Here is a 12745-nt window from a genome sequence, read left to right on the forward strand (position 1 = left end):
GACCATGGTGGAGACCGCGGCAACGACCCCGGCTACTGGCCGGGGTCGCGCTGTGGTCACCCTCGTGTCGGTCTTCCTGCTCGGGCTGCTGCTGGACCAGGGATCGAAGATCCTGGCCGTGCGTGAGCTCGACCCGCAGAATCCGCCGGCGTTGCTCGGAGGGCTGCTCCACCTGAAGCTCATCCGCAACCCCGGCGCAGCCTTCTCCATGGGAACCTCGGTGACGATCGTGTTCACCCTCCTGGCCATGGCAGCGCTGGTCTTCTGTGTCGTCTGGCTGGTGCCCAAGGTGACCACCCGGGCGCAGGGGTTCGTCCTCGGCATGGCCATGGCAGGCATTGCCGGCAACCTCATCGACCGCATCGCGCGCGGCCCGGCACCGCTGCGCGGCCATGTCGTCGACTTCTTCGCCGTGCCGCACTTCGCGATCTTCAACGTGGCAGACATCTTCCTCACCCTCGCGGCTGCCCTGGTGATCCTGTGGACCGTCCGCGAGTCCCTCCTGGAGAGATGTGACGACAAGGCGTTGGAGGACACCGGTCGAGCAGCGAAGGACTGACGTGGCGATCTTCTTGGTGCCCGACGGCCTTGCCGGCGAACGAGTGGACGCCGCCGCCGCCCGCATCACCGGACTTTCCCGCAGCCGTATCGGCGAACTGATCGGCACCGGGGCGGTCTGGCTGGGTGGTAGGACGATCGACAAGCCCTCCCAGCGCGTCCAGGCGGGGGAGATGCTGGAGGTCGATCTGGAGCGCCCCGAACGTAGCGTGAACGTCACCCCCCAGGTGGTGGAGGGCATCGGCATCGTGCACGACGATCGCGACATCGTGGTGGTCGACAAGCCGGCCGGGGTCGCTGCCCACCCCTCCCTCGGCTGGGAGGGGCCCTCGGTGGTGGAGCACCTCGCCGGCGCAGGATTTCATATTTCCACCTCAGGAGCCCCTGAACGACAGGGGATCGTGCAACGGCTCGACGTGGGCACCTCAGGCCTGATGGTGGTGGCGAAGTCCGAACGTGCCTACACGCTGCTCAAGCAGGCCCTTCGGGACCGCACCGTGGAGAAGGTCTACCACGCACTCGTCCAGGGCCATCCCGACCCCTTCACCGGCACCATCGACGCCCCGATCGCCAGGCATCCCGGGCATGACTGGAAGATGGCGATCATCGAAGGGGGTCGTGCCTCGATCACCCACTACGAGACCATCGAGGCCTTCCGTGCCGCGACCCTGCTCGAGGTGCACCTGGAGACCGGGCGGACACACCAGATTCGCGTCCACATGAGTGCCATCAAGCACCCCTGTGTGGGCGACCCGCTGTACGGCAGCGATCCCGTCCTGGCCCAACGGCTGGGGCTCGAACGGCAGTGGCTGCACGCCCATCGACTCGGCTTCATCCACCCCGGGACGGGGGAGTGGGTGGAGTTCACCTCCGACTACCCCCAGGATCTGCGGCACGCCCTGGACGTGGTCCAGGGTTGACCACCCGCCTGCGGGCGGCCAGTCCATGCGAGCGAATCACCTTGTCGGACGGGGTTCTCAAACGTTCATGGCGGTGGGGGGTCCATTGGGCACGCCCGTCGTCTAGGGTGGGACTGTGCGTAGAGCAAAGATTGTGTGCACGCTGGGGCCGGCTGTCGAGAGCCCCGAGCGTATGGAAGGGATCATCAACGCGGGCATGAACGTGGCCCGTCTCAACATGAGCCATGGCGACTACACCGAGCACGCCTACCGGTACAACCAGGTGCGCGAGACCGCCAAGAGGCTCAACAAGCGCGTCGCGATCATGGCCGATCTCCAGGGGCCCAAGATTCGCCTTGGCAAATTCGAGAACGGCGAGAAGCACTTCCTCAGCGTGGGGGATCCGTTCACCATCACGGTCGATGACATCGAGGGCACCGCCGAGCGCTGCTCCACCACCTTCAAGGGGCTGCCCGGCGACGTGAACGTCGGCGACAAGCTGCTGATCGACGACGGCAAGGTCATGCTGGAGGCCGTCGAGGTCACCGAGACCGACGTCGTCTGCAAGACCGTTGTTCCTGGTTACGTCAGCAACAACAAGGGCATCAACCTGCCCGGCGTTGCGGTCTCGGTTCCCGCGATGAGCGAGAAGGATGAGGCCGACCTGCGGTGGGCGCTGAAGCAGGGCGTCGACCTGTGCGCGCTGTCCTTCGTGCGCTCTGGCGATGACGTCACCCGCGCTCACGAGATCATGGACGAGGAGGGGCGTCGCGTCCCGATCCTGGCCAAGCTCGAGAAGCCGCAGGCGATCGAGAACATGCAGGACATCATCGACAAGTTCGATGCGGTGATGGTGGCCCGCGGTGACCTGGGCGTCGAGCTCCCCCTCGAAGAGGTCCCGATCGCCCAGAAGAAGATCATCGAGGCTGCTCGAGTCTGGGCCAAGCCGGTGATCGTCGCCACGCAGATGCTGGAGTCCATGGCGAGCAATCCCCGCCCCACCCGTGCTGAGGCCTCCGACGTCGCCAACGCCGTGATCGACGGCACCGACGCGGTCATGCTCTCGGGGGAGACCTCGGTGGGTGACTACCCGGTCGAGACCGTCACCACGATGGCCAAGATCGTGGAGAACGTCGAGAACCATGGTGTGGAGAAGATCGCCGGGATCAATTGGAACCCCCACACCACCAGCGGGATCATGGCCAAGTCGGCTGCCGAGATCGCCGAGAGACTGGGGGCCAAGTACCTGCTCGCCTTCACCAGCTCGGGCGACACCGCACGACGCCTGTCGCGTCTGCGTCCCACCACCCCCATCCTGGCCTTCACGAACCGGAACGAGACCGCCCAGCAGCTGTGCCTGAGCTGGGGTATCGAGTCCTATGTGACCCAGACCTACTCCGTCTTCAACGAGATGGTCGCGGGGGTCTCGGAGATCCTGCTCCAGAACGGCATGGTGGAGGACGGTGACCGTGTGGTCATCGTCTACGGCTCGCCCATGGGCACCGCCGGCAAGACCAATGCGATCCGCGTCCACAAGATCGGGACGCCGCTCAGCTGAGCAACTGTTCCAGAACAGCACGAGGGCCGAGCACATCTGTGCTCGGCCCTCGTCTCTTGTCGTACCCGGAAGGGGAGTCGAACCCCTAAGGTCTCTCGACCAGACGGGTTTGAGCCGTCCGCGTATACCATTCCGCCACCCGGGCAGGTGCAACCTCGCCATTGTGCCACATCGGCAGGCGCCCCTGCCGCAGCCGCCTGCCACCACAGCCGTGCTTGTGCGGAGCCATTAGTATTCACACTGTCCGGCGCTTGCCGAGACGGCGCTGCGATGTAATTGTCTGACGTCGCAGTGTGAACGAAAGACTTGCAGGAGGCATCGTGGCCGAGGACACCACCGATCGGGACGACCGCAAGAGGCCGGCGTCGAAGGACCACCGTCCGCGCGTCCTCGTCGCCGAGGACGAGGCGCTGATCCGGATGGATCTGGTCGAGCTGCTCGAGGACGAGGGCTATGACGTCATCGGCCAGGCCGGCGACGGCGAGGCCGCGCTGGCGATGGCGCGTGACCTGGAACCCGATCTGGTGGTGATGGACGTCAAGATGCCCAAGATGGACGGCATCACTGCTGCCGAGCGCATCGCCGAGGAGCGGATCTGCCCGGTGGTGATGCTCACTGCCTTCAGCCAGCGCGAGCTGGTCGAGAAGGCCCGCGAGGCCGGGGCGATGGCCTATGTGGTGAAGCCCTTCGACGCCTCCGACGTGGTGCCCGCCATCGAGATCGCCATGGGCCGCTACAACGAGCTGCGGACCCTGGAGGACGAGATCACCGACCTGGAGGACCGTCTGGCCTCCCGCAAGGCTGTGGACCAGGCCAAGGGCCTCCTCCAGCAGGGCTTGGGTCTCTCGGAGCAGGAGAGCTTCCGCTGGATCCAGAAGACCGCCATGGACCTGCGCAAGTCAATGCGCGAGGTTGCCGAGGGCGTCATCGAGCACGCCCGCCAGGGCAAGAAGCTGGGCTGACGGTGACCGAATCGGTCCCGGACCCGCGCGTGGTGGACCCGGCCATCTTCGAGCTGCCCGCGTCCGAACGGCTGCCGGAGTGGGCCCAGGGCATGGTCAGCGCACTGGACGATCGCATGGGGGTGGTCGTGGGTGAGCTGAGTGCCGAGCGATGCATCGCGCGGGCCCCGGTGGAGGGCAACACCCAGCCCTTCGGCCTGTGGCATGGCGGCGCCTCCGGGGTGTTGGTGGAGTTGACCGGTTCACTGGTTGCCAATGCCTGGGCTCGAGACTTCGGACGCGCGGCAGTGGGCGTCGACCTCAACGTCACCCACCATCGCGCCGTGCGCCGTGGCCACGTCACCGCCGTCGCCACGCCGCTGCGTCAGGGCCGCACCGTGGGCAGCTACCAGGTCAGCCTCCACGACGATGGCGGTGGGTTGGTGGCGACGGGTCGACTGACCTGCCAGCTCGTCGCCGGCCCACCCGCCTGAGGGCCCCCCACCGCCACCTGGATCCCGGGCCCGCAGCAATTGTCGGACACGGACAGTAGGCTCGAGGGGTGAGCCAGAACCCTGTTGATCGTCCCGTGAAACTGCTGCTCGTCGATGGGCACTCGGTGGCCTATCGAGCCTTTTTCGCGCTCCCGGTGGAGAACTTCTCCACCACGACCGGGCAGCACACCAACGCGGTGTATGGCTTCACCTCCATGCTGATCAACGTCCTGCGTGACGAGGAGCCGACGCACGTGGCAGTGGCCTTTGACGTGAGTCGGCAGACCTTCCGCGCCGAGGAGTATGCCGACTACAAGGCGAACCGCTCGGCGAGCCCGCAGGAGTTCAAGGGCCAGGTCCAGTTGGTCAAGGAGGTTCTCGACGCGCTCAACATCCGCCATCTGGAGCTCGAGGGCTTCGAGGCCGATGACATCATCGCCACCCTGGCCACCGGGATGCCCGAGCAGGTGGAGGTGTTGATCTGCACCGGAGACCGCGACGCCATGCAGCTGGTGAACGACCACGTCACGGTCCTGTACCCGCGCAAGGGCGTCTCCGACCTGGCCCGGATGACCCCGGACTCGGTGGAGGAGAAGTACCTGGTCCCCCCCGCCCGGTATCCCGAACTGGCCGCCCTGGTGGGGGAGACCAGTGACAACCTGCCCGGCGTCCCCGGGGTGGGGCCCAAGACGGCCGCCAAGTGGCTGGCCCAGTTCGACGGGTTGGAGAACCTGTTGGAGCGGGCCGACCAGGTGCCGGGGAAGGCTGGACAGAGCCTCCGCGACCACCTTGAGGACGTTCGTCGCAACCGCAAGCTCAATGCGCTGGTCCATGACCTCGAGCTAGGCGTTCGGCTGGACGACCTGGTGCGGGCGGACTGGGATCGTGAAGCCGTCCACACCCTCTTCGACGGTCTGGAGTTCCGTGTCCTGCGTGACCGGCTCATCGAGCAACTGCCCAACGGCCCGGTGGTTCCCGAGGGAGGCTTCGAGATGTCGGGGAGGATGCTGGCCGAAGGCGAGCTTGCGCCCTGGCTGGAGGAGCACTCGCACAGCGGCTTGACCGGCGTGGACGTCACCGGAGTCTGGGGATCGGGCACCGGTGACCTGGAATCGGTCGCCCTGGCAGCCAGTGATGGGGCAGCGGCCTGGTTCCGCGTCGACTCACTCAGCCCCGCTGATGACGCGGCCTTCGCCGCCTGGCTGGCGGACCCCCACGCACCCAAGGCGCTGCATGATGCCAAGGGCCCGCTGCTGGCCATCTGGGCGCGCGGGTGGGAGCTGCACGGCGTTTCCTGCGACACCCTTCTGGCGGCCTACCTGCTACGCCCTGACCAGCGCACCTACGACCTCGGCGACCTGGCGCTGCGCTATCTCAAGCGCGAGCTGCGAATCGATGAGACGGAGCGGGCCGAGGCGCCCCAGGAGGCGCTCTTTGAGGAGAAGGGCGATGACGACAGCGCGGCTGCCGCGTCCATGTTGCGCGCCCGGGCCGTGATCGACCTGGCGAACCAGCTGCTGGTCGAACTGGAGACCTCCGAGCAGACCAGCCTGCTGACCGACGTGGAGCTGCCGCTCCAGGAGACTCTGGCACGCATGGAGCAGGTCGGTATCGCCGTCGACGTGGAGCTGCTGGAACAGCTGCGCGGCGAGTTCGACGACCAGGTGAAGGAGGCCGAACAGGACGCCTACGCCGTCATCGGCCACGAGATCAACCTGGGTTCGCCCAAGCAGCTGCAGACTGTGCTCTTCGACGAGCTCGACATGCCCAAGACCCGCAAGACCAAGTCCGGGTGGACGACTGATGCGGATGCTCTGGAGGGATTGTTCGCGAAGACCGAGCACCCCTTCCTGGCCCACCTGCTGCGGCACCGCGATGCCATCCGGCTGCGGCAGACCGTCGACGGGCTGCTGAAGACCGTGGCCGACGATGGACGCATCCACACCACCTTCTTCCAGACCGTCGCCGCCACCGGTCGGCTGAGCTCCACCGAGCCGAACCTGCAGAACATCCCGATCCGCACCGAAGCGGGCCGCCGCATCCGCGAGGCCTTTGTGGTGGGCAAGGGCTATGAGTCGCTGCTGACCGCGGACTACTCCCAGATCGAGATGCGCATCATGGCGCACCTGTCTGATGACGACGGGTTGATCGAGGCCTTCCGGTCGGGTGAGGACTTCCACACGAAGATGGCCTCCACCGTCTTCCACGTCGAACCCGGCGAGGTCAACGGCGAGATGCGGGCCAAGATCAAGGCGATGAACTACGGCCTCGCCTACGGCCTCAGCGCCTTCGGGCTGTCGAACCAGCTCACCATTCCGGTCTCCGAGGCCAAGGGCCTGATGGAGGTCTACTTCGAGCGGTTCGGCGAGGTGCGCGACTACCTGCGTGATGTCGTCGACGAGGCACGCAAGACCGGCTTCACCGCCACCCTCCTGGGACGCCGCCGCTACCTGCCCGACCTGGGATCCTCCAACCGCCAGCGTCGCGAGATGGCCGAGCGAATGGCCCTCAACGCCCCCATCCAGGGATCAGCCGCCGACATCATCAAGGTGGCGATGCTGGAGCTCGACAAGAAGCTTCGTGAGCAGGGCCTGGCCTCCCGCATGCTGCTGCAGGTCCACGACGAACTCGTGCTCGAGGTTGCCCCCGGGGAGGCCGAGGTGGTGGAGGAACTGGTCACGAACACCATGGGCAGCGCCATGGCGCTGAAGATCCCCCTGGACGTGTCCACCGGCACCGGCCGCTCCTGGCACGAGGCCGCGCACTAGGCACTAGGCGGGCCCGGACCGGCTCGGGTCTAGACCAGCTGGGCGCGTCCCAGCGCCTCGTGCAGGGCCGCCACCACATGACGGTAGGTGTGCCCGGTGGCACGGGTCATGCCCATCTCGCAGGTGCGGTTGGCGGACAGATGCAGGTCGAAGGCCTGCCCCGCGAGCTGCGCAGCCTCGATCTCGGCCGCCTCACCAGCCGTGGCAGAGGCGGTCAGCTCCGGGTGCAGCATGCCGCGATCGCCCGCGAAGGCGCAGCATCGCCATTCCTTGGGAACCACCACTTCCTCGGCGATGAGCCCGGCCAGGGCGAGCATGTCCGGGGTGGCGCCCAGCTGGGTCGAGGCGCAGGTCGGGTGCACCACGGCACGGCCCACCTTCGGCAGCCCCGGGAGCCTGTCAGCGATCGAGGCAAGGTAGGTGGTCAGGTCGACAACCCGGATCTCCAGACCGGCGAGCAGGGGTTCCTGCTTCTCGAGGGAGTGGATGATCCCCTCGGTGCAGGAGACCGCGTCACTGATCACTGGGATGCGTCCGCCGTCGGTGGCCTCGACCAGGCTGCGCGCCAGCTTCTTCGACATTGCCTCGAAACCGCTGGTCATGCCCTTCGACTTCCACGGGGTCCCGCAGCACAAGCCCGGGGTGTCCCTGGGCATGGTGACGGTGACACCGGCGGCCTGGAGCACTTCCAGGACCTGGTCCTCCATCGGGGTGTCGCCGTCGGGCTGGCCGAACATGGTGTTGACGCAGGCGGGCAGGTAGCAGACCTCGGCGCCCTCGTTCCGCACGACCCGGCGACGGCGCCCACCGGCGGGCAGGTCGGCGCTGAGTTCGGGGACGAGGTCCTCCCCGAGGAGGGCTCGTGCCGCTCCCACGGGAAGGTCGACCACCGGCTGCGGCAGTGCGTCCACCACGGACATCGCCTTCCCCGCCACGGTGGTGAACGGGTCCCAGATCGTGCTGGCCAGCTTCCACCCGGCGTCCAGGGCAGCCGGTCGGTCCTCGGCACGGAGTCGACGTACCAGGTCACCGGTGTTGATCCCCACCGGGCACGAGGTCGAACACATCCCGTCGACAGCACAGGTCTGGGTCACCGGGTAGGTCTGCTCGGAGCGCAGGCGGGCGGCGAGCTGCCGGTCGCCCAACTCCTCGGCGTCCCGGATGGCGCGCTGGACCAAGATGCGCTGGCGCGGGGTGAGGGTGAGGAATTCGGAGGGGCAGACCGGTTCGCAGTAGCCGCACTCGACGCAGCGGTCGACCTCGGGCTGGACAGTGGGAGTCTGCTTGAGGTCCTTCATGTGCAACTCGGGGTCGTCGGTGAGCACCGAGCCCGGGTTGAGGACACCGTGGGGGTCGAAGGCCTGCTTGACCTTCTTCATCATGCCGAACAGCTCCGGTCCGTACTGGCGCTCCACGAAGGGGGCCATGATGCGGCCGGTGCCATGCTCGGCCTTGAGGGTGCCCTCGGCGGCCAGCACCAGGTCGACCATGTCCTCGGTGAAGGCCTCGTAGCGGGGCAGTGAGGCCTCGGAGTTGAAGTCCTCGTTGACCATGAAGTGGATGTTGCCGTCCTTGGCGTGGCCGAAGATCACCGAATCGTCGTAGCCGTGTTCGGCGAACAGGCTGTTGAGGTCCTCACAGACCTGCGCCAGAGAGGCCACCGGGACGGCCACGTCCTCCAGCAGGGCAGTCGTCCCGGAACGACGGGCACCGGCGACCATGGTGAACAGTCCCTTGCGCAGCTGCCACAACTCCTTGCGCGGGGCGGGCTCAGAGGTGAGGATCGGCTGCTCACGCACCGGGAGACCAGCGAAGACCTCCGCGCCTGCGGACTGCAGGGTACCGAGTTCGTCGGCGCTCCCGGCCTGGTACTCGACCAGCAGCGCTGCCTCGCCCCCAGCTCCCCGGCGGGGCACCACGGTGACCGCAGGATCCTGACGACAGACCTCGAGGGAGGAGGCGTCCATTAGCTCGATCACCGACGCTCCGGAGCCGACCAGGTCCGGCAGGGCACTGGTGGCGGTGTAGAGCGAGTCGAACATCAGCAGGCCGGTCGCCACGTGGGGAAGGACCGGCACGGTGCGGAAGGTGGCTTCCGCGATGAAGGCGAGCGTGCCCTCCGAACCGATGACCAGGTGCTCCAGCATCTTCGCCGGTGACTCGTGGTCGACCAACGAGTTGAGCCCGTAGCCCATGGTGTTCTTCAGCGACCAGCGGCGGCGGATGTCGTCGGCATGTCCCAAGGCCTGCTGGCGCAGGTCGAGCAGGGTCTGGTGGAGGGCCGGTTCTTCTGCGGCGAGACGCTCATCCGCGTCCGTGGCGCCGGTGTCGACCACCGTCCCGGAGGGCAGCACCACGACCAGGGAGTCAAGGGTCTGGTAGGTGTTCGCGGTGACCCCGCACGTCATTCCCGAGGAGTTGTTGGCGACGACGCCACCCACCGTGCAGGCGACTTCGGAGGCAGGGTCAGGACCGAGTTTGCGGCCGAAATCGGCCAGGTAGCGGTTCGCCAGGCCGATCGTCACGCCCGGCTCGATACGGATCCGGGCGCCCTCGTCGAGGATCTCGAGCTTGCGGAAGCCTGCGCGGGTGTCGACCAGGATGCCCTCGCCCAGGGCCTGCCCGGACAGGCTCGTGCCTCCCGAGCGGAAGGTCACGGGGCGGTGGTGGCGCTGGGCCAGGTCCATCACCATCGCCACGTCGGCAGCCGAATTCGCCCGCACGAGTACCTGCGGTGTCAGCAGGTAGTGGGACGCATCGACTGCCGCGGTGGTGAGGCTGATCACGTCGGTGCGGGACTGTTCTGGCGCCAGCGACCTGCGCAGGTCCGCGAGGAGGGATGGGGGAACCGGTGTCATTTCGCTGCGGCGCATGGACCCACCCTAGAAGCACCTGATGCCTGCGGGAGACGTGGGGGCCAAGTGATCAGAAGATGTGATCTGCTCCGCGGGCCAGTGGGCGAAGGCGCGTGGTCAGCCCATCGCCAAGGGCTTGAGGTAGTAGAGGATGCGGGAATCCCATTCCTTGGTGCCGTAATTGTAGTCCCAGCAGATGACGATCACGGCACGCGGGGGGCCGTCGTGGGCGTAGAGGATGTCGGAGTTGGGGTCGTAGTCCTTGACCCAGACCTTGGTCTCCTTCTCCAGCTCATAGCACTGGGTCTGCCCCTGGGCATCGGTCATGCGGACCAGGTCCCCGGTCTTGAAGCCATTCTGCTTGTCATACAGCTGGTTCCCCAGCGCGCCACCCTGGTGGTAGGTGTGGATGGTCAGGACCGTCTTGCCCTGGGTGGCGCCGACCTTCGGGCCGTTCTCCCACCAGCCGACCGTGCGGGCCTCGGACTTCGGCGGGGCCGCGGCGGCACCCTCCTCGTCCTCGCCCAGCGCGATCATCGGCGAGGTGACCTTCATGTCCGGGATCTCGAAGCGGGTGGGCTCGATCTCCTTCATGGTTGTCATGCAACCCTTCGGAAGCACCTTCGTGGACGTGCGAGTTGGAGCCGCAGAGGTCGGGGAGGGGGATGCGGTGGCAGCGTCGTGCGAGCTGCCGGCGCCCTGCTGCACTGTCGCCCGGGTGCCGACCGACTGCTCGGCGACGTCGGCTTGATTCTTGTCCTTGGTCACGCCGTAGACCAGGAAGCCACCCACGGCGAGGAGGAGCACCAGTACGCCGATACCGATCTTGGTGCGATTGTTCATGGCGGTGGGACTCCCTCATGGCGAAGACTGGCTCATGGCGGCACCGGCTGCCGAAATACCGGAGCTTCCCCCCGGGGATGGGGGGACGGGGTCCATGGTAGACGCCCCGGGCCGCAACCCGAGAGAGCGACCTTCGTGACGCCCAGCGCTGGGCGTCCCAGATTGACCCTCGTGCCGGCGAAAAGATAACCTGTACGGGCACTGTGTACTGCGTGAACTAGGACAGAGTAGCTCGCGCGCCATGCGGCCAGGCCCAGACCTGCCGATGGCAGACAGTCTGCGGTGCGCCACACTGACTCTTCAGACAACTCATCGGAGCCCTAGTACATGACCTCCTCCACTGAGGCATCTCCTCAGGTCGCCATTGACGACCTCGGCTCGCCGGAAGCCTTCCTCGCTGCTGTCGACGCCACCATCAAGTACTTCAACGACGGGGACATCGTCACCGGTACCGTCGTCAAGGTCGACCGGGACGAGGTCCTGCTCGACATCGGTTACAAGACCGAAGGCGTCATCCCTTCCAAGGAACTCTCCATCAAGCACGATGTCGACCCCTTCGAGGTCGTCTCCGTGGGCGATGAGGTCGAGGCCCTGGTCCAGCAGAAGGAGGACAAGGAAGGTCGCCTGATCCTCTCGAAGAAGCGTGCCCAGTACGAGCGTGCCTGGGGGACCATCGAGAAGGTCAAGGAAGAAGACGGTGTTGTCACCGGTACTGTCATCGAGGTCGTCAAGGGCGGCCTGATCGTTGACATCGGCCTGCGTGGCTTCCTGCCGGCCTCCCTGGTGGAGATGCGTCGCGTCCGCGATCTGCAGCCCTACGTGGGCATGGAGCTGGAGAGCAAGATCATCGAGCTCGACAAGAACCGCAACAACGTGGTCCTGTCGCGTCGCGCCTGGCTGGAGCAGACCCAGTCCGAGGTGCGCCACACCTTCCTCACCCAGCTGCAGAAGGGCCAGATCCGCAAGGGCGTCGTGTCCTCGATCGTCAACTTCGGTGCCTTCGTGGACCTGGGTGGCGTGGACGGCCTGGTGCATGTCTCCGAGCTGTCCTGGAAGCACATCGACCACCCGAGCGAGGTCGTCGAGGTCGGTACCCCGGTCACCGTCGAGGTGCTGGATGTCGACATGGACCGCGAGCGCGTCTCCCTGTCGCTGAAGGCGACCCAGGAGGACCCGTGGCAGACCTTCGCCCGTACCCACCAGATCGGCCAGATCGTGCCGGGCAAGGTCACCAAGCTGGTGCCCTTCGGCGCCTTCGTGCGTGTCGAGGAGGGCATCGAGGGTCTGGTGCACGTCTCCGAGCTGGCTGAGCGCCACGTGGAGATCCCAGAGCAGGTTGTCACCGTCAACGACGAGGTCATGGTCAAGATCATCGACATCGACCTCGAGCGCCGCCGCATCTCGCTGTCGCTGAAGCAGGCCAACGAGGGTGTCGACATCGCTGCTGACGACTTCGACCCGTCGCTGTACGGCATGACTGCCAACTACGACGAACAGGGCAACTACATCTACCCCGAGGGCTTCGATCCGGAGACCAACGAGTGGAAGGAAGGCTACGAGGAGCAGCAGCGCGCCTGGGAGCAGCAGTACGCCGAGGCCCAGGCTCGCTGGGAGGCTCACAAGAAGCAGGTCGCCGAGGCCGAAGAGGCCGATCGCGATGCCGCTGTGGAGTCCGCCACCTCCGGTAGCTACTCGTCGGCTCCGTCCGAGGAGGCCGCTGAGGCCGCTGGTTCGTTGGCGTCCGACGAGGCCCTGCAGGCCCTGCGCGACAAGCTCACCGGCAACTGATTGCCCACAGGACGCCCAGAGCTGAGCTGGAGACAGTTCTG

General features: G+C 66.6%; 9 protein-coding genes and 1 tRNA gene. 7 read left to right on the forward strand and 3 right to left on the reverse strand.

Annotation, left to right across the window (positions count from 1 at the left end; genetic code table 11):
• The first annotated feature begins 4 nt into the window (after positions 1 to 4).
• The 3 genes from M3G03_RS05105 (at position 5) to pyk (ending at position 3015) form a co-directional block, all read left to right on the forward strand.
• The gene (locus M3G03_RS05105) at positions 5 to 559 is read left to right on the forward strand and encodes a signal peptidase II (RefSeq protein ID WP_259808573.1); all 555 of its coding nucleotides are present in this window, start codon (positions 5 to 7) and stop codon (positions 557 to 559) included.
• A gap of 1 nt (position 560) precedes the next feature.
• Entirely contained in the window at positions 561 to 1478 is a 918-nt protein-coding gene (locus M3G03_RS05110) for an RluA family pseudouridine synthase (RefSeq protein ID WP_259808574.1), read from the forward strand.
• Positions 1479 to 1593: 115 nt separating this feature from the next.
• Entirely contained in the window at positions 1594 to 3015 is a 1422-nt protein-coding gene (pyk, locus tag M3G03_RS05115; RefSeq protein WP_259808575.1) for a pyruvate kinase, read from the forward strand.
• 62 nt (positions 3016 to 3077) lie between these two features.
• On the opposite strand, the gene M3G03_RS05120 is transcribed toward pyk, so the two are convergent.
• A tRNA-Leu gene (locus M3G03_RS05120) sits at positions 3078 to 3160 on the reverse strand.
• Positions 3161 to 3335: 175 nt separating this feature from the next.
• On the opposite strand from M3G03_RS05120, the gene M3G03_RS05125 reads away from it, so the two are divergent.
• The 3 genes from M3G03_RS05125 (at position 3336) to polA (ending at position 7218) form a co-directional block, all read left to right on the forward strand.
• On the forward strand, positions 3336 to 3977 hold the full coding sequence (locus M3G03_RS05125; RefSeq protein WP_259808576.1) for an ANTAR domain-containing response regulator: 642 nt from the start codon (positions 3336 to 3338) through the stop codon (positions 3975 to 3977).
• Between the two features lie 92 nt (positions 3978 to 4069).
• Positions 4070 to 4450 (forward strand): hotdog fold thioesterase, encoded by a 381-nt coding sequence (locus M3G03_RS05130; RefSeq protein WP_259808618.1) that lies wholly within the window; start codon positions 4070 to 4072, stop codon positions 4448 to 4450.
• A 68-nt stretch (positions 4451 to 4518) separates the two neighbouring features.
• Positions 4519 to 7218 carry a DNA polymerase I gene (gene polA / locus M3G03_RS05135; RefSeq protein WP_259808577.1) on the forward strand — a complete coding sequence of 900 codons (2700 nt, stop codon included), beginning with the start codon at positions 4519 to 4521 and terminating at the stop codon, positions 7216 to 7218.
• A gap of 29 nt (positions 7219 to 7247) precedes the next feature.
• Here polA and M3G03_RS05140 read toward each other — a convergent pair whose 3' ends face one another.
• Together M3G03_RS05140 and M3G03_RS05145 are read right to left on the reverse strand one after the other, a co-directional pair.
• Positions 7248 to 10091 (reverse strand): FAD-binding and (Fe-S)-binding domain-containing protein, encoded by a 2844-nt coding sequence (locus M3G03_RS05140; protein ID WP_259808578.1) that lies wholly within the window; start codon positions 10089 to 10091, stop codon positions 7248 to 7250.
• Positions 10092 to 10190: 99 nt separating this feature from the next.
• On the reverse strand, positions 10191 to 10916 hold the full coding sequence (locus tag M3G03_RS05145) for a class F sortase (RefSeq protein ID WP_259808579.1): 726 nt from the start codon (positions 10914 to 10916) through the stop codon (positions 10191 to 10193).
• Between the two features lie 327 nt (positions 10917 to 11243).
• Here M3G03_RS05145 and rpsA point away from each other — a divergent pair, with 327 nt between their 5' ends.
• Complete coding sequence (gene rpsA, locus M3G03_RS05150; protein WP_259808580.1) at positions 11244 to 12704, forward strand: 30S ribosomal protein S1; 1461 nt, start codon at positions 11244 to 11246, stop codon at positions 12702 to 12704.
• Positions 12705 to 12745 lie beyond the last annotated feature (41 nt).

This window comes from Aestuariimicrobium sp. p3-SID1156 (assembly GCF_025144225.1).
Lineage (GTDB): Bacteria > Actinomycetota > Actinomycetes > Propionibacteriales > Propionibacteriaceae > Aestuariimicrobium.

What these genes read in the sequence shown, in the direction of transcription:
- rpsA (WP_259808580.1), top strand. Translation starts at nt 11,244, where the DNA reads ATGACCTCCTCCACTGAGGCATCTCCTCAGGTCGCCATTGACGACCTC.
- M3G03_RS05145 (WP_259808579.1), bottom strand. Translation starts at nt 10,916, where the DNA reads ATGAACAATCGCACCAAGATCGGTATCGGCGTACTGGTGCTCCTCCTC.
- M3G03_RS05130 (WP_259808618.1), top strand. Translation starts at nt 4,070, where the DNA reads ATGGTCAGCGCACTGGACGATCGCATGGGGGTGGTCGTGGGTGAGCTG.
- M3G03_RS05140 (WP_259808578.1), bottom strand. Translation starts at nt 10,091, where the DNA reads ATGCGCCGCAGCGAAATGACACCGGTTCCCCCATCCCTCCTCGCGGAC.
- M3G03_RS05105 (WP_259808573.1), top strand. Translation starts at nt 5, where the DNA reads ATGGTGGAGACCGCGGCAACGACCCCGGCTACTGGCCGGGGTCGCGCT.